The organism is Variovorax sp. P1_H2, assembly GCF_056405295.1.
Genome location: NZ_JBFUCJ010000011.1, coordinates 26,928 through 52,585 on the forward strand (window position 1 = coordinate 26,928; position 25,658 = coordinate 52,585).

At 68.8% G+C, this 25,658-nt stretch carries 24 protein-coding genes and 1 tRNA gene; 8 read left to right on the forward strand and 17 right to left on the reverse strand.

Features of this window, described 5'->3' with window-relative positions:
• Positions 1-42: 42 nt before the first annotated feature.
• From AC1D2E_RS06395 to AC1D2E_RS06410, 4 genes are all read left to right on the forward strand, one after another.
• Positions 43-1,002 carry a Bug family tripartite tricarboxylate transporter substrate binding protein gene (locus AC1D2E_RS06395; protein WP_478196622.1) on the forward strand — a complete coding sequence of 320 codons (960 nt, stop codon included), beginning with the start codon at positions 43-45 and terminating at the stop codon, positions 1,000-1,002.
• Positions 1,003-1,149: 147 nt separating this feature from the next.
• The gene (gene gudD / locus AC1D2E_RS06400) at positions 1,150-2,481 is read left to right on the forward strand and encodes a glucarate dehydratase (protein ID WP_478196623.1); all 1,332 of its coding nucleotides are present in this window, start codon (positions 1,150-1,152) and stop codon (positions 2,479-2,481) included.
• Positions 2,482-2,616: 135 nt separating this feature from the next.
• Positions 2,617-3,405: an HpcH/HpaI aldolase family protein gene (locus AC1D2E_RS06405; protein WP_478196624.1), complete on the forward strand. Its 789-nt coding sequence runs from the start codon at positions 2,617-2,619 to the stop codon at positions 3,403-3,405.
• Between the two features lie 13 nt (positions 3,406-3,418).
• Positions 3,419-4,291, forward strand: a complete 873-nt coding sequence (locus AC1D2E_RS06410; protein WP_478196625.1) for a 2-hydroxy-3-oxopropionate reductase — start codon at positions 3,419-3,421, stop codon at positions 4,289-4,291.
• Between the two features lie 108 nt (positions 4,292-4,399).
• On the opposite strand, the gene AC1D2E_RS06415 is transcribed toward AC1D2E_RS06410, so the two are convergent.
• The 7 genes from AC1D2E_RS06415 to AC1D2E_RS06445 all read right to left on the reverse strand — a co-directional run bounded on the left by AC1D2E_RS06415 (position 4,400) and on the right by AC1D2E_RS06445 (position 12,429).
• Positions 4,400-5,755 (reverse strand): tetratricopeptide repeat protein, encoded by a 1,356-nt coding sequence (locus AC1D2E_RS06415; protein WP_478196626.1) that lies wholly within the window; start codon positions 5,753-5,755, stop codon positions 4,400-4,402.
• A 25-nt stretch (positions 5,756-5,780) separates the two neighbouring features.
• Complete coding sequence (locus tag AC1D2E_RS06420; protein ID WP_478196627.1) at positions 5,781-7,187, reverse strand: amidase; 1,407 nt, start codon at positions 7,185-7,187, stop codon at positions 5,781-5,783.
• The gene (locus tag AC1D2E_RS06425) at positions 7,184-8,674 is read right to left on the reverse strand and encodes an ABC transporter substrate-binding protein (RefSeq protein ID WP_478196628.1); all 1,491 of its coding nucleotides are present in this window, start codon (positions 8,672-8,674) and stop codon (positions 7,184-7,186) included. Before AC1D2E_RS06425 ends, AC1D2E_RS06420 begins: the two co-directional genes overlap by 4 nt.
• 82 nt (positions 8,675-8,756) lie before the next feature.
• Entirely contained in the window at positions 8,757-9,593 is an 837-nt protein-coding gene (locus tag AC1D2E_RS06430) for an ATP-binding cassette domain-containing protein (protein WP_478196629.1), read from the reverse strand.
• On the reverse strand, positions 9,590-10,579 hold the full coding sequence (locus AC1D2E_RS06435) for an ABC transporter ATP-binding protein (protein ID WP_478196630.1): 990 nt from the start codon (positions 10,577-10,579) through the stop codon (positions 9,590-9,592). Before AC1D2E_RS06435 ends, AC1D2E_RS06430 begins: the two co-directional genes overlap by 4 nt.
• Positions 10,580-10,586: 7 nt before the next feature.
• On the reverse strand, positions 10,587-11,468 hold the full coding sequence (locus tag AC1D2E_RS06440; protein WP_478196631.1) for an ABC transporter permease: 882 nt from the start codon (positions 11,466-11,468) through the stop codon (positions 10,587-10,589).
• Positions 11,469-11,478: 10 nt separating this feature from the next.
• Positions 11,479-12,429 (reverse strand): ABC transporter permease, encoded by a 951-nt coding sequence (locus AC1D2E_RS06445; RefSeq protein ID WP_478196632.1) that lies wholly within the window; start codon positions 12,427-12,429, stop codon positions 11,479-11,481.
• 64 nt (positions 12,430-12,493) lie between these two features.
• Between AC1D2E_RS06445 and AC1D2E_RS06450 the strand changes: the two genes are divergently transcribed.
• Positions 12,494-12,793, forward strand: coding sequence for a YfhL family 4Fe-4S dicluster ferredoxin (locus AC1D2E_RS06450; protein WP_478174739.1), 300 nt, complete (start codon positions 12,494-12,496; stop codon positions 12,791-12,793).
• Here the strand turns inward: AC1D2E_RS06450 and AC1D2E_RS06455 are convergent.
• From AC1D2E_RS06455 to AC1D2E_RS06490, 8 genes are all read right to left on the reverse strand, one after another.
• The gene (locus AC1D2E_RS06455) at positions 12,790-13,248 is read right to left on the reverse strand and encodes a hypothetical protein (RefSeq protein WP_478196633.1); all 459 of its coding nucleotides are present in this window, start codon (positions 13,246-13,248) and stop codon (positions 12,790-12,792) included. The genes AC1D2E_RS06450 and AC1D2E_RS06455 overlap by 4 nt on opposite strands.
• 39 nt (positions 13,249-13,287) lie before the next feature.
• A complete protein-coding gene (pth, locus tag AC1D2E_RS06460; RefSeq protein WP_478196634.1) occupies positions 13,288-13,920 on the reverse strand; it encodes an aminoacyl-tRNA hydrolase in 633 nt (210 codons plus the stop codon).
• A gap of 87 nt (positions 13,921-14,007) precedes the next feature.
• A complete protein-coding gene (locus AC1D2E_RS06465) occupies positions 14,008-14,667 on the reverse strand; it encodes a 50S ribosomal protein L25/general stress protein Ctc (RefSeq protein WP_478196635.1) in 660 nt (219 codons plus the stop codon).
• 107 nt (positions 14,668-14,774) lie between these two features.
• Entirely contained in the window at positions 14,775-15,749 is a 975-nt protein-coding gene (locus AC1D2E_RS06470) for a ribose-phosphate pyrophosphokinase (protein WP_478174735.1), read from the reverse strand.
• Positions 15,750-15,814: 65 nt separating this feature from the next.
• A tRNA-Gln gene (locus tag AC1D2E_RS06475) sits at positions 15,815-15,891 on the reverse strand.
• A 70-nt stretch (positions 15,892-15,961) separates the two neighbouring features.
• Positions 15,962-16,828 carry a 4-(cytidine 5'-diphospho)-2-C-methyl-D-erythritol kinase gene (gene ispE, locus AC1D2E_RS06480; protein WP_478196636.1) on the reverse strand — a complete coding sequence of 289 codons (867 nt, stop codon included), beginning with the start codon at positions 16,826-16,828 and terminating at the stop codon, positions 15,962-15,964.
• A complete protein-coding gene (locus tag AC1D2E_RS06485) occupies positions 16,825-17,316 on the reverse strand; it encodes a lipoprotein insertase outer membrane protein LolB (RefSeq protein ID WP_478196637.1) in 492 nt (163 codons plus the stop codon). The genes ispE and AC1D2E_RS06485 overlap by 4 nt, the downstream gene beginning before the upstream one ends.
• Positions 17,313-19,127 (reverse strand): tetratricopeptide repeat protein, encoded by a 1,815-nt coding sequence (locus tag AC1D2E_RS06490; protein ID WP_478196638.1) that lies wholly within the window; start codon positions 19,125-19,127, stop codon positions 17,313-17,315. Before AC1D2E_RS06490 ends, AC1D2E_RS06485 begins: the two co-directional genes overlap by 4 nt.
• An 81-nt stretch (positions 19,128-19,208) precedes the next feature.
• Between AC1D2E_RS06490 and mutM the strand changes: the two genes are divergently transcribed.
• From mutM to mutY, 3 genes are all read left to right on the forward strand, one after another.
• Complete coding sequence (mutM, locus tag AC1D2E_RS06495; protein ID WP_478196639.1) at positions 19,209-20,024, forward strand: bifunctional DNA-formamidopyrimidine glycosylase/DNA-(apurinic or apyrimidinic site) lyase; 816 nt, start codon at positions 19,209-19,211, stop codon at positions 20,022-20,024.
• A 73-nt stretch (positions 20,025-20,097) separates the two neighbouring features.
• Entirely contained in the window at positions 20,098-22,056 is a 1,959-nt protein-coding gene (locus AC1D2E_RS06500; protein WP_478196640.1) for a dynamin family protein, read from the forward strand.
• Positions 22,049-23,107: an A/G-specific adenine glycosylase gene (mutY, locus tag AC1D2E_RS06505; RefSeq protein ID WP_478196641.1), complete on the forward strand. Its 1,059-nt coding sequence runs from the start codon at positions 22,049-22,051 to the stop codon at positions 23,105-23,107. Before AC1D2E_RS06500 ends, mutY begins: the two co-directional genes overlap by 8 nt.
• Here mutY and rapZ read toward each other — a convergent pair.
• Together rapZ and recN are read right to left on the reverse strand one after the other, a co-directional pair.
• Positions 23,104-23,979: an RNase adapter RapZ gene (gene rapZ, locus AC1D2E_RS06510; RefSeq protein WP_478174728.1), complete on the reverse strand. Its 876-nt coding sequence runs from the start codon at positions 23,977-23,979 to the stop codon at positions 23,104-23,106. The two genes, mutY and rapZ, sit on opposite strands and share 4 nt — an antisense overlap.
• A complete protein-coding gene (gene recN, locus AC1D2E_RS06515; RefSeq protein WP_478196642.1) occupies positions 23,976-25,658 on the reverse strand; it encodes a DNA repair protein RecN in 1,683 nt (560 codons plus the stop codon). The genes rapZ and recN overlap by 4 nt, the downstream gene beginning before the upstream one ends.

Here is a 25,658-nt window from a genome sequence, read left to right on the forward strand (position 1 = left end):
CAAGGTAGCGCTACCATTTCAAATCACTCCCAGAAGACAGACATGAAGAGATTGTTCGGCAGCTTCGCCCTCGGCCTCGCGGCCCTCGGCGCCCAGGCCCAGGACTGGCCCCAGAAACCGGTGAACCTGGTGGTTCCGTTCCCGCCCGGCGGATCGACCGACATGGTGGCGCGCGCCATCGCGCCGAAGCTCGGCGAGAAGCTGGGCCAGACCTTCCTGGTCGACAACAAGGCCGGCGCCACGGGCACCATCGGCGCCACCCAGGTCAAGCGTTCGGCCCCCGATGGCGCCACATTCCTGGTGACCTCGCTGGGACCGCTGGTGATCGCGCCGCACCTGATCAAGGGCATGCAATACGACGCGCTGAAGGACTTCGACCTGATCACGGTGGCGGTCCAGGCGCCCAACGTGCTCGTGGTGCCGGCCAAGTCGCCGCACAAGACAGTGGCCGACGTCATCGCGAACCTCAAGGCGAACCCGGGAAAGATGACCTTCGCCTCCTCGGGCAATGGCTCGAGCGACCACCTCACGGCCGAATTGTTCTGGCAGCAGACCGGCACCAGCGGCCTGCACGTGCCCTACAAGGGCGGCGCGCCGGCGATCACCGACCTGCTCGGCGGGCAGGTCGACGCTTCGTTCCAGAACGTCAACGCGGTGGTGCAGAACATCAACGCCGGCAAGCTGCGGGCGCTGGCGGTCACCGGCGACAAGCGATCGCCGGTGCTGCCCGACGTGCCCACTGCGGCCGAGGCCGGCATCAAGAACCTCGAGGTCTATTCGTGGCAGGCCATCGTCGCCCCCAAGGGGCTGCCGCCCACGGTGCGCAGCAAGGCGCATGATGCGATGGCCGCCGCGCTGAACGACCCCGCCGTGAAGCAGCAGTTCACCACCATCGGCCTCGAGGTGGTCGCCAACACGCCCGAGCAATTCGCGAAGTTCCAGCAGCAGGAGTTCGCCCGCTGGAAGAAGGTGATCGAGACGGGCAAGATCACGGTGGATTGAGCTCGCCCCCAGGTTGCCCGGCACTTCGTGTCCGGGCGCCCACCCCCGACCGGGGGCAGCACCAGCGGCCCGGCGCAGCCGGTTCCGCGGTGTTCCTGGCCTGGGTATGGATTGATCCTCGCTTGCTGAACTTTTTTGAATCTCGCCATGCCGAATGAAACCCCCCTCGTCACAGACCTGCGCGTCATCCCGGTCGCCGGCCGCGACAGCATGCTGCTCAACCTGAGCGGCGCCCACGGTCCCTTCTTCACCCGCAACATCCTGGTCCTCACGGACAACGCCGGCCGCACCGGGGTCGGCGAGGTGCCCGGCGGCGAGAAGATCCGCCAGACCCTCGAAGACGCCCGCGATCTGGTGGTCGGCCAGTCGATCGGCCACTGCCAGCGCGTGATGCAGCGGGTGCACAAGCAGTTCGCCGACCGCGACGCCGGCGGCCGCGGCCTCCAGACCTTCGACCTGCGCACCACCATCCACGCCGTGACCGCGATCGAATCGGCGCTGCTCGACCTGCTGGGCCAGCACCTGGGCGTGCCGGTCGCGGCGCTGCTCGGCGAAGGCCAGCAGCGCGATGCGGTCGAGATGCTCGGCTATCTTTTTTATGTCGGCGACCGCGACAAGAGCGATCTGCCCTACGCCCGCGAGCCCGAGGCCGACAACGACTGGTTCCGCCTGCGCCACGAGCAGGCGATGACCCCCGGGGCCATCGTCCGCCTGGCCGAGGCGGCGCGCGACAAGTACGGCTTCAACGACTTCAAGCTCAAGGGCGGCGTGCTGCGCGGCGAGGAAGAGGTGCAGGCCATCGTCGCCCTGCACGAGCGCTTCCCCGAGGCCCGCGTCACGCTCGACCCCAACGGTGGCTGGCTGCTGAAGGATGCGATCCGCCTGATGCGCGACATGCGCGGCGTGGTGGCCTATGCCGAGGATCCCTGCGGCGCCGAGGAGGGCTTCTCGGGCCGCGAGGTGATGGCCGAGTTCCGCCGCGCCACCGGCCTGCCGACCGCCACCAACATGATCGCCACCGACTGGCGCCAGATGAGCCATGCGCTGGCGCTGCAGTCGGTCGACATCCCGCTGGCCGATCCGCATTTCTGGACGATGGCCGGCTCGGTGCGCGTGGCCCAGACCTGCCGCGACTGGGGCCTGACCTGGGGCTCGCATTCGAACAACCACTTCGACGTCTCGCTGGCGATGTTCACTCAGGTCGGCGCCGCCGCCCCGGGCCGCGTGACCGCGATCGACACCCACTGGATCTGGCAGGACGGCCAGCGCCTGACCAAGGAGCCGCTGCAGATCGTCGGCGGCCAGGTGCAGGTGCCGAAGAAGCCCGGCCTGGGCGTCGAGCTCGACATGGCCGAGGTCGAGAAGGCCCACCAGCTGTACAAGCAGCACGGGCTCGGCGCGCGCGACGACGCGGTCGCGATGCAGGCCCTGATCCCCGGCTGGAAATTCGACCCCAAGCGACCGGCCTTCGATCGTTGAAAACCTTGCGGGACAGACCAAGAAACTGCGCAGCAGTTTTTGCTCTTTCCTCGACGAACTGAGACATTGCGGGACAGACCAAGAAACTGCGCAGCAGTTTTTGCTCTGTCCTCAACTGATTAAAAGGAGCCACCCATGAGAGAAAACCGCCTGCGCACGCTGTGGAAATCGGGGGGCGCCGCGGTCAACGGCTGGCTCGCGATCCCCAACGGCTTCTCGGCCGAGACCATGGCCCACCAGGGCTGGGACTCGCTGACCATCGACCTGCAGCACGGCGTGGTTGACTACCAGTCGATGATCCCGATGCTGCAGGCGATCTCGACCACCGACACGGTGCCGGTGGTGCGCGTGCCCTGGCTCGACCCGAGCGCGCTCATGAAGGCGCTCGATGCCGGTGCCTACGGCGTCATCTGCCCGATGATCAGCACGCCCGACGAGGCCGCGAAGCTGGTGGCCTATACCCACTACGCGCCGCGCGGGACGCGCAGCTTCGGGCCGATCCGGGCTTCGCTCTACGGCGGCGCCGACTATGCGCAGCATGCCAACGACACCATCGTCACCTTCGCGATGATCGAGACCGCCCAGGCGCTCGAGAACCTCGACGCGATCATGTCGGTCGAGGGGCTGGACGCGGTCTACATCGGGCCGTCGGACCTTTCGCTGGCGCTCGGCTGCCGGCCGGTGTTCGACGATGTCGACCCGCCGGCGGCGCAGGCCATCGACCACATCCTCGAGCGCGCCAAGGCGCACGGCCTGGTGGCCGGTATCCACAACGGCACGGCCGAGGGCGCGCTGGCGCGCATCGCCAAGGGCTTCCAATTCGTCACCGTGAGCTCCGATGCGCGAATGATCGCGGCCGGCTCGCAGCAGCTGCTTTCCAGGATGCGCGCCGCACCGGCCGCGCCCGGCCCCTCCACCTACTGAAAGGAAACAGAACATGAAGATCGGATTCATCGGCCTCGGCATCATGGGCGCGCCGATGGCGCAGAACCTGATGCAGGCCGGCCACGAGATGATCGTGCGCACGCGCAGCAAGGTGCCCGACGCACTCCAGGGCGCCACCGTCTGCAAGACCAACGCCGAGGTCGCGCGCGCGGCCGAGGTCGTGATCCTGATGCTGCCCGACACGCCCGACGTCGAGCAGGTGCTGTTCGGCGAGGACGGCGTGGCCTCGGGCCTGACCCGGGGCAAGACCGTGATCGACATGAGTTCGATCGCGCCGATGGAGACCAAGCGCTTCGCGAAGAAGATCAACGCGCTCGGCTGCGACTACCTCGATGCGCCGGTCTCGGGCGGCGAGGTCGGCGCCAAGGCCGCGAGCCTGACGATCATGGTGGGCGGCGACGCCGCAGTGTTCGAGCGCGCCAGGCCGCTGTTCGAGGCCATGGGCAAGAACATCACCCTGGTCGGCGGCAATGGCGACGGCCAGACCACCAAGGTGGCGAACCAGATCATCGTGGCGCTCAACATTGCGGCGGTCGGCGAGGCGCTGCTGTTCGCGAGCAAGGCCGGCGCCGATCCGGCCAAGGTGCGGCAGGCGCTGATGGGCGGCTTCGCGGCCAGCCGCATCCTCGAGGTGCATGGCGAGCGGATGATCAAGCGCACCTTCAACCCGGGCTTCCGCATCGCGCTGCACCAGAAGGACCTGAACCTGGCGCTCGCGGGCGCGAAGGAAATGGACGTGGCGCTGCCGCAGACCGCGTCCGCGGCCCAGCTGATGCAGTCCTGCGCCGCCCACGGCTGGGACCAGCTCGATCACTCGGCGCTGGTCAAGGCGCTCGAAGCCATGGCCGCGCACGAGGTGGCATAACGCGAAACACCCCCGAAGCGCCTGCGGCGCCTCCCCCTCGAGGGGGCGATACCAGCGGCCCGGCAAAGCCGGTTCCGCGGTAGCTCTGGACGTTGGCTGCGCGGGGACTTATGCGCCGTGCGTCACGCGATCGCCGAAGTCGGGCAGGCCGAGCCGGGCGTAGACCGCGGCGGCCTTCCGCCGCAGCCGCACCGACTCGGGCTGGCCGTTGAGCTGCTGCTGCAGGATGCCTTGCGCGCCGGCCAGCGAAGACTCGGTGCCGAGGCGCAGCATCGCATCGAGGTACACCTGCTCGAACAGGTCGCGCTGCGCATGGCTGCCGCCGATCTCGACCAGCCGGGGCAGGGCCAGGCCCAATCCATCGATCGCCGCCGCGAAGTCGCCGCGGGCGTGGGCGCGCAGCCCGTGCGCTGCCGGCACGCAGACGCGCTGCCAGGCGTCGCGCGTGGAAGGCGGCGCGTTCGGCGCGAAGGCCTCGATGTTGTGCAGCAGCAGGTCGGCCTCGCTGCGGCCGGCGCGGGCCAGCCCGTAGAGGTATTGCAAGTCCAGGAAGGGCAGCACATGGTCGTCGAGCCGCTGCGCCAGGTGCAGGGCCAGGTCGTGCCAGCGCTCGCCGACGTCGATGCCTGCGAGCTCGAAGCGCGCCAGCAGCGAGACCGCACCGATCTGGTCCTGCGAGTAGTCCTTGACCACGCCCCAGACCTCGCGGTCGTAGAGGGCCAGCGCCTCGTCATCGCGGCCGAGGTCGATCAGGAACAGCGCCACGTGCCACCAGTTGTGGGTGACCATGAAGGAGTTGAGTCCGACCCAGGTGTCGCTGAGGGCGCGCATGACGGCCAGCCCCTCGGCGAGTCGCCCTTCGGTCAGCATCACGTGGGCCAGCGCATGGTGGGCCCAGGGCTCCTTGCGGCGCATCATGATGGCCCGTCGCGCGCTGGCCTCGGCCTCGCGCATCAGGTGGCATTGCTCGTAGCCGAAGGCCGCCATGCCGTGCAGGTAGGGCACGTCGCCGGCGGCGGGCAGCGCCGCCAGTGCGAGCCGCAGCATGCCGGGGCAGTCGCCGGTATTGAAGCAGTGGTATTGGCCGAGCTTGAGCGAGGCCAGGTCGCGCGGATGTTCTTTGGCCTGCTCCCGGTGCAGCGCGATCGCGCGCGCGATGTCGCCGGCGGCCCAGGCCGCGATGGCCTCGATATAGCGCTGCTCGCGCGGCGTGGCGCGCAACGCGCCGGCCTGTGCGCGCTGGAGGAAGGGGCGGGCGTTGGCCGCCGCATCCTTCGATTCGGCGAACAGGTGCAAGGTGGCGCAGTAGGCCTGCACGAGCGGGCTGGCATCTTCGGCGGCGGCCAGCGCGTCGACCGCGCGGGCCTCGCAGGAGATGAAGCCCTCGACGAAGGCATCGATCGCCGGCAGGCTCGCGGCGTCGTCGACCGTGACCGGATTGCCCAGGCTGTCGGTGAAGCTCATGGCGTTGTGCGTTTCGTCCTGCCGATCAGCCGCCCGGCGGTTCGGGCCAGGGCCGCTGCGGATCGCGGACCAGCTCGAAGGCGCGCGAGACCCTGAGCACGCCCAGGTCATCGAAGCGCTGCCCCGCGATCTGCAGGCCGATCGGCAGGCCGCCGGCGCTGTAGCCGCAGTTGATCGAGGCCGCCGGCTGCTCCGACATGTTGAAGGGCACCGTGAAGCCGATGTGCTCCAGCGGGTGCAGCGGGTCGTTGGTGGGCGAGGGCGCCTCGGCCGCGGCCGGCAGGTTCGGCGCCGTCGGCGAGATCACGTAGTCGTAGCGGGCGCAGGCCGCCACGCTGGCCACGCGCGTCGCATGGAACTGGCTGAAGGCGCGGAAGACATGCTCGCCGCCGAAGCCCTCGGCGCTCTCGGCCCACTGGCGGATGTAGGGCAGCACCTTGGCGCGCTGTTCGGGCCGCAGCGCCTTCATGTCGACCAGCGATCGCATGCGCCACAGGTGGTCCATGCCCTCGAGCATGGTCTGAGTCATGAAAGGCGGCATCGGCTCGACGATCGCGCCCGCGCGCTCGAAGAGGCGGGCCGCATGTTCGACCGCGGCGCGGATCTCGGGCGCGACCGCGAGGCCGCAGCCGGCGTCGAGCAGCAAGCCGATGCGCAGGCCACGCAGATGATCGGCGCCCACGTCGAAGCCGGACCAATCGATGTCCTGTGGCGGCAGGCTCATGCTGTCGCGCGCATCGGCGAGCGTCAGCGGCGCCATCATCAGCGCCGCATCGGCCACGGTGCGCGTCATGGGGCCCGCGGCGCGCCCCATGTAAGGTGGGTCGATCGGGATCCGGCCCAGGCTGGGCTTGAGCGTGAAGATGCCGCACCAGGCCGCCGGCAGCCGCAGCGAGCCGCCGATGTCGGTGCCGATGTGCAGCGGTCCGTAGCCCGCGGCCGCCGCGGCGCCGGCCCCGGCGCTCGATCCGCCGGGCGTGCGCGAGAGGTCCCAGGGATTGCGCGCCGGCGCATGGAAGCTCGACAGTCCCGAGGACAGCATGCCGTAGTCGGGCATGGTGGTCTTGGCCAGGATCACCGCGCCGGCTTCCTTCAGCCGCGCCGCGGGGGGCGCGTCGGCCGCGGCCGGTCGCAGCTCGGTCGCCGCGGTGCCGGCCGGCATCGGGTCGCCCCGGGTTGCGATGTTTTCCTTGATCGTGGTGGGCACGCCGTCGAGCGGGCCCATTGGCTCGCCTCGGGCCCAGCGCGCCTCGGCCGCGCGGGCCTGTTCGAGCGCGGACTCGGGACGCAGCAGCCAGGTGGCCTGAAGGTGCGGCTCCCAGCGCGCGATGTGCGCGAGCACCGACTGCGTGACTTCGACCGGCGAGAGACTCTTCTCGCGGTAGCCGGCGATCAGTTCCTGCGCCGACAGCTGGTACAGCCCGCCGGTCACGACCAGGACAGCGCCGCCAGGTCGTTGGCGAAGATCGGCATCTCCTTCCAGAGGCCCTTGACACCCTTCTTCGCGATGACCGGGAACTGCGGCTGGAACAGGAAGGCGTTGGCCGCGTCGTTGGCCAGCAGGCGCTGCGCATCGCCCAGCAGCTTGTTGCGCTCGGCCGTGTTGCCGGTCGCCTTGATCTTGTCGAACAGCGCGTTGAATTCCTTCGACTGATAGCCCCAGTAGTAGTCCGACTTGGCGTAGTTGCCGAGGTCGAAGGGCTCGACGTGCGAGACGATGCTGAGGTCGTAGTCCTTGTTGCCGTAAGTGCCGCTCAACCATTGGGCCCATTCGACGTTCTGGATCTTCACGTTGATGCCGATCTTGGCCAGCTGGGCAACGATCACCTCGCCCCCCTGGCGCGCATACGGCGGCGGCGGCAGCGTCATCGTGAGTTCAAGCGGCGTCTTCACGCCGGCCTCGGCCAGCAACTGCTTGGCCTTCTCGATGTTGAAGGGATTCACGCCCGTGGTGTCGACATAGCCCGCCGCGCCCGGCACGTAGTGGCTGCCGATGGGCACGCCGAAACCGTCGGCCGCACCCTCGATCACCGCCTTGCGATCGATCGCCATCGAGATCGCGCGCCGCACGCGCACATCGTCGAGCGGCTTGCGCTTGTTGTTGATCGCCAGGATGGTCTTGGCCCGCGAGCCCCCCAGGATCACCTGGAACTGCGGGTTGTTCTTGAACTGCGGCACCACGCGCGTGGCGATGCGCGGGAAGGCATCGACGTCCCCGGCCAGCAGCGAGGCGGCCTGGGCCGCCGGGTCGGAGATGAAGCGGAAGGTGACCTTGTTGAGCTTCGCCGCACCCGGGTTGCGGAAGCCGTCCCACTTGCTCAGCACCAGCGAGCTGCCCTTGTTCCAGCTGTCGAGCTTGTAGGGTCCGGTGCCGACCGGCTTGGTGGCGTTGGTGTCGGCGCTCTTGGGCTCGACGATGACGGCCGTCGCCTGGCCCAGCACGAAGGGCAGGTCGGGGTCGATCTCCTTGTTGATGATCACCACCGTGTAGTCGTCGATCACCTGGGTGCTGATGTTGGCGAAGGTGCGCTTGTCCTTGTTGGTGCTTTTTTCGCCGCCGGCGCGGTCGAAGGAGAACTTGACCGCSTSCGCGTTGAAGGGCTCGCCGTYMTGGAACTTSACGCCGYSGCGCAGCTTGAAGGTGTAGGTGCGCAGGTCGGGCGAGATCTCCCAGCTCTCGGCCAGCAGCGGCGAGACGCTGCCGTCGGCATTGATCTTGGTCAGGGTCTCGAGGACGTTGTACTGGACGATCTCGGCGATCGCGGCGGCGGCGCCGGCGGTCGGGTCCAGTCCCGGCGGCTCGAGCGTCATGCCGATCACCATCGAGTCCTTGCGGCCCTGCGCCAGCGCGGCTTGCGGCAGCGCGAGCGGCACGGTGGCGAGTGCGGCGGTGGTCAGGAGGGTACGGCGATTCAGCATGGTTCTGGGCTCCAGGGAAAGGCGGATGGGCAAATACAACGTTACATCATCGCGAACGGGCGCCTGCGCCGCAAGCATTTGCTCATGTGAAAGCGAGTGGTTCGGCGCGCGGCACGGCGGCCAGCAGGGCCTGGGTGTACGGATGCTTCGCGTGCGCGAACAGCCGCTGCGGCGCCCCGCGCTCGACCACGATGCCGCGGTGCAGCACGCAGACTTCGTCGCACAGGTGGTTGACCACCGCGAGGTCGTGGCTGATCAGCAGGTAGCTGATGCCGAACTGYTGCTGCAGGTCCTGCATCAGGTTGAGCACCTGGGCCTGCACCGAGACGTCGAGCGCGCTGACCGGCTCGTCGGCCACGATCAGCTTSGGCCGCGTGATCAGGGCSCGCGCGATCGCGATGCGCTGSCGCTGGCCGCCSGAGAACTCGTGCGGGTACTTGTCCATGTCGGTGCTGCGCAGGCCGACGGCGGCGAGCGACTCGGCCGCGCGCTCGCGCTGCGCCTTGCGCGGCAATTCGGCCAATGCTTCCAACGGCTCGGCGACGATCCGCGCCACGGTCTGGCGCGGATCGAGCGAACCGTAGGGATCCTGGAACACCATCTGCACATCGCGCCGCGCGGCCCGCAGTTCGTTCTTCGGCAGCGCGTGCAGGTTGCGCCCGAGCAGCCTGACGCTGCCCGAGGTCGGCCGGTCGAGCGCCATCACCAGCCGTGCGATGGTCGACTTGCCCGAGCCCGATTCGCCGACGATGCCCAGGCTCTGGCCGGGGCGGACGCTGAAGCTCACGCCGTTGAGCGCCTTGACCATCGGCGGCGGCCCGAAGAGGCGCTCGCGCGGCAGGGTGTAGTGGCGCACGAGGTCCGTGACTTCGAGCAGCGGGGCGGACTTCGGGTCGGGGTCGAAGCGATGTTCGGTCACGCTGCAGCTCCTTCCTCGGCGGCGATCTCGTCGAGCCGGATGCAGCGCACGTGGTGGTCGTGGGGCAGTCGCACGGGCGGCGGCCGGGTCGCCTGGCAGGCATCGACGGTGTAGCGGCAGCGGCCCGCGAAGGGGCAGCCCGGCGGCAGGTCGACCAGCTCGGGCACGCTGCCGCGGATGGTCGCGAGTTTGACGCCGCGCGGCGCGCCCAGCGCCGGGCGGGCCGCGAACAGGCCCTGCGTGTAGGGATGGGCGCGCTCGGCGAAGACCGCGGCGGTCGGACCGCTCTCGACCACGCTGCCGCCGTACATCACGAGCATCTTCGAGACGCTCTCGGCGATCACGCCGAGGTCGTGCGAGATCAGGATCAGCGCCATGCCGCGCTCGGCCACCAGGCCGCGGATCAGCTCGAGGATCTGCTTCTGGATCGTGACGTCGAGCGCGGTGGTCGGTTCGTCGGCGATCAGCAGGTCGGGCCCGCAGGCCAGTGCCATCGCGATGCCGATGCGTTGCCGCTGGCCGCCGGAGAACTGATGCGGATAGGCGTCCAGGCGCGATGCGGCATCGGGAATGCCGACCCGCTCGAGCAGCGCCAGCGCTTCCTTGCGCGCCTCGGTGGCCGACAGCCCGCGGTGCAGCCGCAGCGGCTCGCCGACCTGGCGCGCGATCGTGTGGACCGGGTTCAGCGCTGTCATCGGCTCCTGGAAGATCATGCCGATGCGGTCGCCGCGCAGCCGGCACATCTCGCGCTCGGGCAGGCCGACCAGCTCGGTGCCCTCGAAGCGGATGCTGCCGCTGACCTTGGCGCTGGATGGCAGCAGGCCCATCAGCGATTGCACCGTGATCGACTTGCCGCAGCCGGACTCGCCGACGATGCCCAGGGTTTCGCCGCGCTCCAGCGTGAAGCCGATGCCGCGCACCGCCTCGGCCGGGCCGCGCTGCGTCTGCAATTGGACATGGAGGTCGTTGACTTCGAGAAGGGGCATGGGGGATTCAGCGGGCGCGGGCCAGGCGGGGGTCCAGCAGATCGCGCAGGCCGTCGCCGAGCAGGTTGAGGCCCAGCACCGCCAGCGCGATCGCCATGCCGGGGAACACCGCCAGCAGGGGGGCCTGGAACATCATGGTCTGGGCTTCGCTCAGCATGCGGCCCCACGAAGGCTGCGGCGGCTGCGTGCCGAGGCCGAGGTAGGAGAGCGCCGCTTCGGCCAGGATCGCGACCGCGAAGCGGATCGTGATCTGCACGATCAGCACCGCCGAGATGTTCGGCAGCACATGCTGCATCGTGATCGAGAAGGCGCCCTTGCCGCAGGCCCGCGCCGCCGCCACGTACTCGCGCGACCAGATCGCGTTGGCGGAGGCGCGCGTGATGCGCGCGAAGGTCGGGATGTTGTAGATGCCGATGGCGATGATCGCGTTGACGATGCCGGCGCCGAACACCGCGGTCATCATGATCGCCGACAGGATCGCCGGGAAGGCCATCGTGAAGTCGGTCAGCCGCATGATCGCTTCCTCGACCCAGCCGCGCTTCGCCGCGGCCAGAAGCCCGAGCGCGGTGCCGACCGTGAGGCCGATGCCGACCGCGATGACGCCGACCAGGATCGAGGCGCGGGCGCCGACCAGCAGCAGCGTGGCGACGTCGCGGCCGAAGGTGTCGGTGCCCAGCCAATGGCTCCAGCTCGGCTTCTGCAGCTTGCTCGCCAGGTCCATCTCGTAGGGCGACCAGGGCGTCCAGACGAGCGAGACCGCCGCCGCCAGGATCAGCAACAGGCTCAGCACGGCGCCGATCGTGAAGCTGCGGTGCCGCAGGGCGCGGCGCCAGAAGCCGGGCACCTTGAAGGCGGCCGCGCTCGGCACGGCGGTGGGAAGGGCGCTCATGTCGCTGCGCTCATATGTCGGAAGCCTTGATGCGCGGGTCGATCACGGCGTACAGCACGTCGACCACGAAGTTGACGATGACGACCATCGCGGCCAGCAGCATCACGCAGTTGCGCACCACGATCAGGTCGCGGTTGCTGATGGCCTGGAAGATCAGCCGGCCGAGGCCCGGCAGGTAGAACACGTTCTCGACCACGATGGTGCCGGCCAGCAGTTCGGAGAACTGCATGCCCATCACCGTGACCACCGGAATCATCGCGTTGCGCAGCACGTGGCTCCACAGCACCGCGCGCTGCGACACGCCCTTGGCGCGCGCGGTGCGGACGAAGTCCTCGCGCATCACCTCGAGCACCGCCGAGCGCGTGATCCGCGCCAGGATCGCGGCCTGCACCACCGCCAGCGACAGGGCCGGCAGCAGCAGTGCCTTGAGCCCCGGCAGGATGCCTTCGCCCCAGCCCTCGAAGCCGCCGGCAGAGAACCACTGCAGCTGCACCGAGAAGACCAGGATCAGCAGGATCGCGAACCAGAAGTTGGGGATCGCGATGYCGACCTGCGTCAGCCCCATCAGCCCGACGTCGCCGAGCTTGTTGTGGCGGGCCGCGGCGGTCACGCCGACCGCCAGCGCCAGCACGGTGGTGAAGGCCATCGCCAGCAGGGCCAGCGGCACGGTCAGCGCGAGGCGTTCGAGGATCAGGTCGAGCACCGGCGAGCTGTAGGCGTAGCTGTCGCCGAGCTCGCCCGTCAGCAGCCCGCCGATCCAGTGCCAGTAGCGGGTCCAGGCCGGCTGGTCGAGGCCGAGCTTGGCGGCCAGCGCGGCCACCGCCTCGGGTGCGGCGTCCGGGCCCATGAGCATCTGCGCGGCATTGCCTGGCAGGATCTCGAGCACCAGGAAAACGATGACGGATGCGCCGACCAGGGTCGCGATCAGGGTCAGGAAACGCTTGAAGAGAAACAGACTCATAGGGCGGGCCGCAGCATAACCCGACACGCAACGTCCATGCCCGAGTCGATCGATAATCGACCCCATGGCTCTCATGATCACCGACGAATGCATCAACTGCGACGTCTGCGAGCCGGAGTGTCCCAACGACGCGATCTACATGGGCGCGGAGATCTACGAGATCGACCCGCACAAGTGCACCGAATGCGTGGGCCACTTCGACGAACCGCAGTGCGTGCAGGTGTGTCCGGTCGCCTGCATCCCGACCCACCCGGGTTACGTCGAAACCCGCGAGACCCTGTGGCAGAAGTTCGAGCGGCTCGCGGCAGCCAAGGCCGCCAAGGCGGCGGCGCAGGCGGATCCGGCCGCCGCCCCGGCGCCCTAGCTTTTCGGGTCGTTCGCGGCGCCCGCCTTGGGGCGCCTCTTCTTGCCCGGCGCCGACGGATCCTGCGGGCTCAGGTACTGCGGATCCTTTCTCGCCTTGCCCTTTTTCATCGCGGTGTCCCGAGGCTCCGGCGCGGCCTCTCGCGCCCGGGGCGCGTTGTCGATCAGCGCCGCTTGCCCGGGCCCCTGCGCCGCTTCGAGCCGTAGCCGATCGCGTTCCATGCGCTGCGCCTCGGCGCGGGCTTCCCGCGTCGCCCGGTCGGCTTCGCGTTTCCGTGCCGTGCTGGGGGCTTCATCGAGCGGCAGGGCCCGGCCGGCATTGCAGGGCTGGTCGGTGTAGGTATTGCCGCAGCGCCAGACGCCGCTGGCGCCTTGCGCCTGCGCGGCCCAATGAATGCAGGCGCCCGCCAGCAGCAGGCTGCCCCGGGTTGCGGATCGTGCGTGTGACAGTCTCATTCTTCTTGTCTCCCTTTTCCTTCTTCTCTCTTGCTTCCGCTAGCCCGCGGCGGGTGCACCCCCGTCGCCGGGCTCGCGCCGCGGAGGTTTGGGGCGCGGCGGCTTGCTCGTGTGAATGAGCAGGGTCGCCTTGTCCATCTCGCCGGCCACCAGGGCCGGAAAGGCGTGCAGCGTGCGCATGATCGCGTCTTCGATCGCTTCGCGTTGTTCCTTCAGCGGCTTCTTCAGCACCCAGTTCACGACCTCGGATTTCACGCCCGGGTGGCCGATGCCGAGCCGCAGCCGCCAGTAGTCGCCGGTGCCGAGCTGAGCATGGATGTCACGCAGGCCGTTGTGGCCGGCGTGGCTGCCGCCGAACTTCAGCTTGGCCTGCCCGGGCACCACATCGAGTTCGTCGTGCGCGACCAGGATCTCGTTCGGCTCGATCTTGAAGAAGCGCGCCAGCGCGGCCGTCGACTTGCCCGACAGGTTCATGAAAGTCTGTGGCTCGAGCAGCCAGATCGGCTTGCCGCCGATCTGCGTGCGCGCCACCAGCCCGTGGTAGCTGCGTTCGGGCGTGAGCGTGAGCTTCAGGTCGCGGGCCAGCGCGTCGATCCACCAGAAGCCGGCGTTGTGGCGCGTGGCTTCGTATTCAGGGCCCGGATTTCCGAGGCCGACAAACAGCTTGATCATGGGAATGGATTGTGACTTGCGCCCGACAAATGAAAACGGCCCGCACTGGGCGGGCCGTCGAAGCGATGAACGCTGCTGTCCGAAGGATTACTTCTTCTTCGCGGGCGCCTTGGCCTCGGCCTTGGCGGCCGGTGCCGCAGCACCTTCGGCCGGGGCGCCTTCGGTGCCGGCGGCCGGCTCTTCGGCGACCAGCGGCGGCACGGCCGAGACCATCACCGGGTTGACCTTGCCGTGGCTCACGAACTTCAGGCCCTTGGGCAGCTTGATGTCGTTGACGTGCACGGTGGCGTTCTTGGTCAGGCCCGACAGGTCGACTTCGATGAACTCGGGCAGGTCGGCCGGCAGGCAGCTGACTTCGATTTCGGTCATCACGTGGTTCACGAGGTTGTGGTCGAGCTTGACGGCGGTCGACTCTTCCTCACCCTTGAAGTGCAGCGGCACCTTGACCGTCATGCGGGTGCGGGCGTCGACGCGCTGGAAGTCGACGTGCTGCACGAGCTGGCGGAACGGGTGGTATTGCACGTCGCGCAGCAGCACCTTGGTGGTGGCGCCGGCGAGTTCCATCTCGAGGATCGACGAGTGGAAGGCTTCCTTCTTGAGGGCATGCCACAGCGCGTTGTGATCGAGCTCGATCAGTTGCGGCTGGCCTTCGCCACCGTAGACGATACCGGGCGTCTTGCCCGTGATGCGGAGACGGCGGCTCGCACCCGTGCCCTGCTTGGCGCGCTCAAAAGCGACGAATTTCATGGATAACTCCTGTGGAAGCCGACCGCGACCAGTGCGACTCCGGTTTCAAAATGGGCTTCCGCTGCGGGAAGCCCGGCTCTTTTCTCAGAACAGGTTTGATAGAAATCTCAGAAGAGATTTTCCTGGTCCGAGAACAAACTCATCACCGACTCGCCCTTGGCGATGCGCTGGATCGTCTCGGCGATCAGCGGCGCCACGGACAGCTGGCGGATCTTGGTGCAGCCGGTGGCGCTGTCGCTCAACGGGATCGTGTTGGTCACGACCACTTCGTCGAGCGCGCTGCCCTGGGCGATGCGTTCGATCGCGGGGCCCGAGAAGATCGGGTGCGTGCAGTAGGCATACACCTTCTTCGCGCCGCGTTCCTTCAGGACCTCGGCCGCCTTCACCAGCGTGCCGGCGGTGTCGATCATGTCGTCCATGATCACGCAGTTGCGGCCGTCGATCTCGCCGATCACGTGCATGACTTCGCTCACGTTGGCGCGCGGACGGCGCTTGTCGATGATCGCGAGGTCGCAATTCAATTGCTTGGCCAGCGCCCGGGCGCGGACCACGCCGCCGACGTCGGGCGAGACCACGATCAGGTCTTCGTAGTTCTTCTGGCGCAGGTCGCCCAAGAGCACCGGCGACGCATAGATGTTGTCGACCGGGATGTCGAAGAAGCCCTGGATCTGGTCGGCGTGCAGGTCCATGGTCAGCACGCGGGCCACGCCCACTGTTTCGAGCAGGTTGGCCACCACCTTGGCCGAGATCGGCACCCGGCTCGAGCGCGGACGGCGGTCCTGGCGCGCATAGCCGAAGTAGGGGATCACGGCACTGATGCGCTCGGCCGAAGCGCGCTTGAGCGCGTCGACCATGATGAGCAGTTCCATCAGGTTTTCGTTGGTCGGCGCGCAGGTCGACTGCACCACGAAGACATCGCGGGCGCGGACGTTCTGGTTGATCTCGACGGTGACTTCACCGTCGGAGAAGCGACCGACGCGCGCGGCGCCGAGCGAGGTGCCCAGGTGCTGCGAGATCTCGGCGGCAAGGCCCGGATTGGCGTTGCCGGTGAAAACCATGAAGTCAGGGTGTTGAACCTGCATGAGTGCGTCCCGGCAATGCGAAGTGGCTCTTTCGGGAGAGCCGCCAAAAATCTCTTGAATGAATTTGGCAGGGGAGAAAGGATTCGAACCTTTGCATGCTGGAATCAAAATCCAGTGCCTTAACCAGCTTGGCGACTCCCCTACACGGGTCGACGACCAATGTCGTCAACCGATATATGTCGCATCAGAACGCGTGAACGCCCTGACTATTTTCAGACCGCCCAACCCACGAGGGGATGAACGGCCAGGTTGCTGCACTTGCGAACCTGCCAGCCCATGGGGGCCTCGGCGAGTTCCGCGTCGTGCGGCATTGCTGCAAACACCGAACTTCCCGAACCGGTCATCCGGGCCTCGAGTCCTTGGCGRCCGAGCCATTCGATGGCTTCGGTGACCGCGGGACAAAGCCGCTGGGCAACCGGCTGCAGATCGTTGCGACCAAAGCCGAATCTTGTTTCGATTTGACCCTGGCGCGATTCGCTATGTGCAGCAAAGCCCGAGATTATAGCAGCAGGAGTTGAGCGTTGCAGATCTTCTGCTGCAAAAATCTGACGGGTATCGAGTCCATCGGGTGGTTTCGCGACCGCGAACCATCCTGGCGGCAACGCGATCGGCGTGATGATCTCGCCGATTCCTTCGACCCAGGCATTGTGCCCGCGCAGGAAGAAGGGCACGTCGGCGCCCAGGCCGAGGCCGATCCGTTCCAGCGTTGCGAGCGGCAGGTCGAGGCCCCAGAGCCGGTTCAGCGCCAGCAGGCAGGTGGCCGCGTCGGAAGATCCGCCGCCCATGCCCGCCTGCGCCGGCACCTGCTTGGCGACGCCGATGTGGGCCCCCAGGGGTGTCTTAGCGGCGGCTTGCAGCGCCTTGGCTGCGCGCACGACCAGGTCGTCGGCCGGCAGCGGCGTCGTGAGGTCCTCGCGCGTGATCGCGCCGTCGGCGCGCTTTTCGACGTGCAGCGTGTCGCACCAGTCGATCAGCATGAAGACCGACTGCAGCAGGTGGTAGCCGTCGGCCCGCCGGCCCGTGATGTGCAGGAAGAGGTTGAGCTTGGCCGGCGCCGGGAGGTCGTAGAGGGCCTTCATGCGCGCTCGAAGACGATGCGCAGGTCGGCCCGGGGCGTCGGCGACTCGCGCGTGGCCTGAAGGCGGCCGGCAGCGACCTGCGACAGGTCGGGCCGCCAGCCGGGCACCCGCTCCTCGCGGCCGGCCAGCCAGGCGAACAGGGCGGCGACCGGGATCGCCGCCCCGGTCGCGGCCTCGATCAGCGCATCGACCGAGTCGTAGCGGCGGGTCTCGCTGCCGTTGCTGAACAGGGCCTCTCCGGGCGCCCAGTGAAGCTGGGCCAGGGTGCTGCCGATCGGGCTCGTGAGGATCAGTTCGCCGGCCTGCGGCGCACCGCGCAGTTCGAACAGGGCCGAGAAGCTCTGCGTGGTCTCGCCGTCGATGCGCAGCGAAAGGCGGCCGCTCCAGGCCTCGGGGCGGGCCGCGCCGGGTGGTCCCCCGGGGCTTGCGCAACCGGCCAGCAGCAGGAGGCCGGCCGCGCCGGCCAGCAGCGCCCGGCGCCGGTTCAAAGCTTCACGTGCAGGCGCTTGAGCGTTTCCTGCAGCGTCTCGTTGTCCGCATCCGCGAGCGACGCTTCCTTCCAGATGCTCACCGCGCGGTCGCGCTGGCYGGCGGCCCACAGCACTTCGCCCAGGTGGGCGCCGATCTCGGGGTCGGGCCGGCGCTTGTAGGCGTCTTCGAGGATGCGCGTGGCCTCGGCCATGTTGCCCAGCCGGTACTCGACCCAGCCCAGGCTGTCGGCGATGAACGGATCGTCGGGCGCCAGCTGCACCGCCTTCTGGATCAGCGTGCGCGCCTCTTCGAGCCGCACCTTGCGATCGGCCAGCGAGTAGCCCAGCGCGTTGTAGGCGTTCTGGTTGTCCGGCTTGATCTCGATCACGCGGCGCAGAAGGCGTTCCATCTCGTCGAGGCGGTTGAGCTTCTCGGCCACCATCGCCTGGTCGTAGATCAGGTCGGTGTCGGTCGGCGCCGCGGCGCTGGCCTGGGCCAGCATGTCGAAGGCGGCCTGGTACTGCTTGGCGTCGCGCAGCAGCTGCACTTCGGTCAGGAACTTCTGCTTCTTCTCGTCCGCGGTGCGTTCGGGCAGGCTGCGGACCAGCTCGCGCGCTTGCGCCAGCTTGCCCTGGCGGGCCAGCAGCGCGGCGCGGCGCGCCTGTGCGCCGACCAGGTCGTCGGTGCTGTCGATGCGGGCCAGCCAGGCCTCGGCGCCGGTGAAATCCTTGCGCCGCTCGGACAGCTGCGCCATCAGCAGGTAGGCCTGCGTCAAGCCGCGCTCGCGGCTCTCGGGGTCGCGCAGCGTGGGCGCGAGCGAGATGAAGCGGTTGAGCGAGGCCTCGGCCGCCTTGTCCTGGCGCGCCTGAATCTGGAGGCTGCCGAGCAGCAGCCAGGGTTCGGGCAGTTCGGGCCGGGCCGCGGTGAGCGTCGTGAGCTCGGCCGAGGCCTCGGCGTAGCGCCGTCCCTCGACCAGCGCCCGTGCGTAGCCGACGCGCATTTCGGGCTGGGCCTTCGGTCCGGCGAGGTAGCGCTTGATGATCGGCTCGGCCAGCGGCTGGCTGGGGTCCATGATCTCGAGCGCCAGCAGCGCGGGTCCCTCGGCCGACGGGTCCAGTTGCTGGCCCTTGATGGCGGCGTCGAGTGCACCGGGGATGTCGCCGGCGGCCAGCCGCAGGCGGCCCACGGTGGCCCAGGCGGCCCCCCCGGTGGCGGGGCTTGCGAGTTCGTCGGCCAGCGCCTGTTCGACCACGGATGCCGCGAGCTTCTTGTCCGTGGCCCTGGAATAGTTGCGGGCGATCAGGGCCATCAGGAACGGGCGTTCGACCTGGGGCGTGGCGGCCATCTCGGCGCGCAGCGGCTCGACCGTCTCGGCGATGCGGTTCAGGGCGATCAGGATCTGGAGCTCGAAGCGGCGTGCATCGCGCGAATCGGGCAGCGTTTCCTTCCAGGCCCGGGCCGCCGCCAGGGCGGAATCGCCGGAGCGCGACTGCAGTGCGATCTCGACCGCGCGCTGGAACAGCTTGCCGTCGCGCGCACGACGGGCGGCGTCGAGCACCAGTCCGTAGGCCGTGCCGGGGTCGGAGCGCGCGTTGAGCTCGCCCAGCAGCACTTCGTAGAACAGCTCGGCGGTCATTGCCGACGGCTGGGCCTGCGCGCTCGCCTTGGGGGGCTCCGGTGTCTCGGGCGATCCTGCGGGCCGCGCGGGGTCGACGATGGATGCGGGGCCGGAGGGTGCGGGCGCTTCGGTCTGGCCTTGCGCCGCGAGCGCGATCAGGGCCAGGAAAGCGGCCGCCGCAAGGCGGGATCGGCGAGGCGTAAAGGTCATCGAAGCCATAATAATCCAAGCCTTTTGCGTCTTGTCGCGTGGGGTTTCAACGCCGACCTTTTTTCAAGTCAGCCCGCTCCCATGCCTGAACTCCCCGAAGTCGAAGTCACCCGCCGCGGATTCGCGGATCGCATCGCGGGCGCCCGCATCGAGGCGGTGCGGGTCGGCAAGCCGTTGCGCTGGGCGTTGGCGGTGGATCCCGTCGAACTGGTGGGGCGCACCGTGCGCGCCGTCCGCCGGCGCGGCAAGTACCTGCTGGTCGACCTCGATGCCGGATTGCTGCTGATGCACCTGGGCATGTCGGGCAGCCTGCGCTTCGACACCGCGCTGCCCGCCCCTGGGGCGCACGATCACTTCGACCTCGTCACCAGCCGCGGCACGCTGCGACTCAACGATCCGCGCCGCTTCGGTGCCGTGGTCCATGTCGAGGACGAGCGCTCGCCGCTGGCGCTCAAGCTGCTCGGCGGTCTGGGCATGGAGCCGCTCGGCGATGCCTTCGACTTCGAGGCCTTCCACGCCGGCCTGCGCCGGCGCCGCGCACCGATCAAGCAGGTGCTGCTGGCGGGCGACGTGGTGGTCGGCGTGGGCAACATCTATGCGTCCGAGGCGCTCTTTCTTGCCGGCATCCGCCCGACCCTGTCGGCCGCGCGCATCAGCCGGCCGCGTGCGCTGCGCCTGCATGCCGCGGTGCGGGACATTCTTGCGCGGGCGGTCGAGCGCGGCGGCAGCACCTTGCGGGATTTCTCGAACGTGGACGGCCAGAGCGGCTATTTCCAGCTGGAGGCCACGGTCTACGGGCGCGAGGGCGAGCCGTGTCGGGTCTGCGCGACACCGGTGCGCATGATTCGCCAGGGCCAGCGCGCAACCTATTTCTGTCCGGTGTGCCAAAAGCATTGAATCCCACCAGTGAATGGCGCCCCGAAGCGCGTGCCGATGCTATATTTTGTAAGTCGCCCTTACAAATCCTGCTTTGACCGATTCCTTCAATCAGCAATTCGACAAGCATGGCGCTTGGCGGCGCAATTTCGCGCACCGCCTCAAGTGGTTGTCCCGCTGGCTGAATGAAAACGAACTACTGAACCAGAGCGTGGCCGAACGGCTGCGCGACCTGGAATCCCAACTGCGCACCAGCAAGGTCATGGTCGCCTTCGTGGCCGAGTTCTCGCGCGGCAAATCCGAGCTGATCAACGCGATCTTCTTCGCCGGCTACGGGCGCCGGATCATGCCGGCCAGCGCGGGCCGCACCACGATGTGCCCGACCGAGCTCGGCTATGACCACACGCTGCCGCCCAGCCTGCGTCTGCTGCCGATCGAAACCCGCCTCGAGGCGCATTCGCTGGCCCATTGGCGCGACGAGCCCGAGCGCTGGATCGAGATCGCGATCAATGTCGAGAACGCCGAGGATCTGTCGCAGGCGATGAGCAAGGTCGCCGAGGTGCGCTGGGTGCCGCTCGAGGAAGCGCGCGCACTCGGCTTCTGGAGCGACGATGTCCCGGACGACAACCCGGTGCCCGATTCGGATGGCCGGGTCGAGATCCCGCGCTGGCGCCATGCGGTGCTGAACATGCCGCATCCGCTGCTGGAGCAGGGGTTGGTGATCCTCGACACGCCCGGCCTCAACGCGATCGGCGCCGAACCCGAGCTCACGGTGAGCCTGATTCCGCAGGCCCACGCGGTGGTCTTCATCCTCGGCGCCGACACCGGGGTGACCCGTTCCGACCTTTCCATCTGGCGCGAGCACCTGGTCACCGAGGGCGACCTGAGCGAAACCCGGATCGTGGTGCTCAACAAGATCGACACGATGTGGGACATCCTCAGCACGCCGGCCCAGATCGATGCCCAGATCCAGCGCCAGCGAAAGGGTGCCGCCGAACTGCTCGGCGTCCCGCTGCCGCAGGTCCTGCCGGTCTCGGCGCAGAAGGGGCTGCAGGCCAAGATCCGCCGCGACGTGCCGCTGCTCCAGGCGAGCCGGCTGCCGGCGCTCGAAGCGGTGCTCGGCGAGGGCCTGCTCGGCAAGCGCGAGACGATGCTCAGGCTCGCCGTCGATGCCGGCATCGTCGCGCTCAGGACCGAAGCCGCGCGCATCCTCAACGTGCGCCAGCGCGACCTGTCCGAGCAGGCGCTCGAACTGCAGGGCCTGCGCGGCAAGAACGGATCGGTGATCCGCCACATGCGCACGCGCATCGAGCAGGAGCAGACCGAGTTCGAGGGCAGCAACGCCCGCATCCTGGCGCTGCGCTCGGTGCAGGGCAAGCTGCTGCGCGAGGTCTATGCGGTGCTCGGCGGCACCGCGCTCAAGGCCGACATGGGCCGCCTGTCGGCGGCGCTCAAGCGGCGAGGCATCAAGTTCAGCGTGCGCAAAGTCTACGGCGAGACCTTCGAATCGCTGCGCAACAACCTGCGCGAGGTGCAGGCGACCAGCGCCGAGATCCAGTCGATGCTGCATGCGACCTTTCGCCAGCTCAATGCCGAACACGGCTTCACGCTGCAGGCGCCGCCCGAGCCCGACCTGTCGGGCTTCGAGCAGCAGCTCGACCAGATCGAACGCAGCCATGTCCACTACCTGGGCGTGGGCAACATGCTCAAGCTGGCACAGCCCGATTTCTGCGACAAGCTGGTGCGCGCGCTGGCCAGCCGGCTGCGGGTGGTCAACGAGGCAGCGATGACCGAGGTCGAGCGCTGGAGCAAAGGTGCAGGCGCCCAGCTCGATGCGCAGCTCAGGGAGCGGCGCCGCAATTTCACCAAGCGCATCGAGGCCGTCGAACGCATCCAGGGCGCGGCTGGCAGCCTCGACGAGCGCCTGGCCGAGCTGGCCGCCCAGGAGGGCCATCTGGGCGAGCTGCACCGGCGGCTGGCCGAACTCACCACCTTGCTGACCAGCAACGAAGCGCCGAACGCTCCGGTGGCACGGACCGAACTTGTTGCCTGAAAGTCCGCAGGGGCGCGCACCGGGCTTCGCAGAGCGCATCGTGGCCTGGCAGCGCAGCCACGGCCGCAGCGAACTGCCGTGGCAGAACACCCGGGACCCCTATCGCGTCTGGTTGTCCGAGGTGATGCTGCAGCAGACCCAGGTGAGCACCGTGCTCGGCTACTTCGCGCGCTTCCTGGCACGCTTCCCGTCGGTGGCCGACCTGGCGGCCGGCACCGAGGACGAGGTGTTCGGGCTCTGGAGCGGACTCGGCTACTACAGTCGCGCGCGCAACATGCATCGCTGCGCGCAGGACGTGGTGGCGCGCTTCGGCGGCGAATTCCCGCGCACGGCGGCCGAACTGCAGACACTGCCCGGGATCGGCCGCTCGACCGCGGCGGCGATCGCGGCCTTCTGCTTCGGCGAACGGGTGGCGATCCTGGACGGCAACGTCAAGCGGGTGCTGTCGCGGTTGCTGGCCTTCGACGGCGACCTGTCGTCGGCTGCCCAGGAGCGGCTGCTGTGGAACGAGGCGACCGAACTGCTGCCGCCGGCCGAGGATCGAGGCGCCATCGCCGGCTACACCCAGGGCTTGATGGACCTGGGTGCCACGGTGTGTCTGCCGCGCAAGCCCAGCTGCATGATCTGCCCGGTGAGCGACCTGTGCGCGGGCCGCCGCCAGGGGGCGCCGGAGAACTACCCGGTCAAGACCCGCAAGCTGCGGCGGACGTCGCAGTCGCTCTGGATGCTGCTGGCTCGCGACCCGGAGGGGCGCGTGTGGTTGGAGAAGCGGCCGTCGCGCGGCATCTGGGCCGGGCTCTACTGTGTGCCGATCTACGAGAGTCGCGAGGCGCTGGCGGCAACGCTCACTGCCAGGGACCTCGCCAGCGTCCACGACGAAGCCGCCTTCCTGCATGTGCTCACGCACAAGGATCTGCACCTGCATCCGGTGGCGGTCGAACGCCGCAGCACGCAGCCACTGGCCGGGACGGGGGGCTGGTTTGCCGCCGATCAGTGGACCGCGCTGGGCTTGCCGGCACCCGTGCGAAAACGGCTCGTGAGCAGCAGCTAGGCGCTGTCGAGCTCGCGGTGCCGCTTGAGCGCGGCCCAGCGGGCGCCGAAGCCGCGCGCCAGTTGCTCGACCAGGAACACCGAGCGATGCTGGCCGCCGGTGCAGCCGATGGCCACCGTGACATAGCTGCGATGGTCGCGCGCCAGGGCGTCGAGCCAGCGCTGCAGGAACTGTTCGATGTCGCCGTACATGCGGGCGACATCCTCGTGTTCGCGCAGCCACTCGATCACGGGCGCATCGCGTCCGGTCAGTGCGCGCAGCGCCGGCACGTAGTGCGGATTGGGCAGCATGCGGACGTCGAACACGAAGTCGGCGTCGAGCGGCACGCCGCGCTTGAAGGCGAAGGACTCGAACACCAGGGTCAATGCACTGTCGGGTGCCGAGATCAGCGCCTTGACGTAGCTCTGGAGCTGCGCCGGGCGGATGATGCTGGTGTCGATCACGTCGGCGCCATCGCGCAGGTCGGCGAGCAATTCCCGCTCGAGCTCGATCGCCTGCACCAGCACGCGCTGCTGTTCGGGCGCGTCGGTGCGGCCTTCCTGGCGCGACAGCGGATGGCGGCGCCGGGTTTCGGAATAGCGGCGCACCAGGGCATCGGTGGTGGCGTCGAGGAACAGCGAGCGCAGCGAAATGCCCTGCTGCCGCAGGCCCTCGAGCTGCTGCGGCACCAGGGGCAGCGAGACACCGCTGCGCACGTCCATCGCGATCGCCACCTTGGCGACATGCTGCTGCTGTTGCAGCGCGATAAAGGGCGAAAGCAGCTCGGGCGGCAGGTTGTCGACGCAGTAATAGCCCGCGTCCTCGAGCGCGTGCAGGGCGACGGACTTGCCGGAACCGGACATGCCGGTGATGAGCACGAGTTCGAGGCTCATGGCCAGGCCACCTGTGCCTTCTGGCCCAGCATTTCGCGCGCATGCGCCAGCGAGGTTCGGGAGACGCGCTCGCCGCCCAGCATCCGGGCAACCTCCTGGGCGCGGCCTTCGCCGTCGAGCACGGCGACACTGCTTTCGGTGCGGGCGGCGTCCTGGCCCTTGGCGGCGGTCTGCCGYTTGGCGACCACCAGGTGGTGGTCCGCGCAGGCCGCCACCTGCGGCAGGTGGGTCACCGCCAGCACCTGGCGATCGCGGCCGAGCTGCTTCATGAGCCGGCCGACGGTCTCGGCCACGGCACCGCCGACACCGGCATCGACCTCGTCGAAGATCAGCGTCTGGGCGGCGCCGAGCTCGCTGGTCGTGACCGCGATGGCCAGCGCGATGCGGGAGAGCTCGCCGCCGGAGGCCACCTTGCCGATCGAACGCGGCGTGCTGCCCGCATGGCCGCTGACCAGGAAGGAGATCTCTTCGAGGCCGGCCCGGCCGGGTTGCGCCAGCGGCTGCAGTGCGACCTCGAAGCGGCCGCCCTTCATGCCGAGTTCCTGCATCGCCTGCGTGACCGCCTGCGAGAGCTTGGGCGCCGCCTGCTTGCGGGCCCTGGCCACGGCCTTGGCCTCTTTCAGGTAGGCCTGCTGCGCCGACTGCTCGGTGCGCTCGAGCGCGTCGAGGTCGCTCTGCGCGTCGAGGGCCTTCAACTCGGCCTGCCAGCCGGCGAGTAAGGCCGGCAACTCGGCCGGCGGACGCCGGTAGCGGCGCGCGAGCGACATCCAGCTGCCCATGCGCTCGTCCAGTTCGGCCAGCCGCTCGGGGTCGGGGTCGGCCTGGCGCAGGTAGCTGTGCAGCGAATGCGCGGCATCCGAGGCCTGGGCCACGCTGGAGGCCAGCACCTCGCCCAGCGCCTTGAATTCCGGCTCGATGTGCTCGCAGTTCTGCAGCAGCGCGAGGGCGCGGCCGAGCGCCGCCAGGGCGCCGCTGTCGTCATCCTCGAGCGCGTTGCTGGCGCCTTCGGCGGCATCGATCAGCGCCTGGGCGTTGGAAATGCGGCTGTGGCTCGCCGACAGCTCTTCCCACTCGTCGTCGCCCGGTGCCAGCTTGGCGACCTCGGCGACCTGCCACTGGAGGCGTTCGCGTTCGCGCTGCAGGGAATCCTGGGCCGAGCGGGCGGTTTCGAGTGCCCCGATCGCCTGCCGCCAGAGCTGCCAGGCGCTCTCGAGCGCGCCGGTGTCGATGCCGGCGTAGGCATCGAGCAGGCCGCGCACGGCCTCGGGCCGGGTCAGGCTCTGCCAGGCGTGCTGGCCATGGATGTCCAGCAGGTGGTCGCCGAGCTCGCGCAACTGGGTGGCGGTGGCCGGGCTGCCGTTGATCCAGCCGCGGCTGCGGCCCTGGAGGTCGACCGTGCGGCGCAGCAGCAGGGCATCGCCGCCTTCGAAGCCGCCCTCGTCGAGCCAGCCGGCGAGGCCCGGGTCGGCATCGAACTCGGCGCTGACGTCCAGCCGCTCGGCGCCTTCGCGCACCGCGCCGGCATCGGCCCGGTTGCCCAGTGCCAGCTGCAGTGCGTCGATCAGGATCGACTTGCCGGCGCCGGTCTCGCCGGTGAGCACCGTGAAGCCGGCGGAGAAATCGAGCTCGAGCGAGCGCACGATCACGAAATCCCGCAGCGCAATGCGCCTCAACGCCAT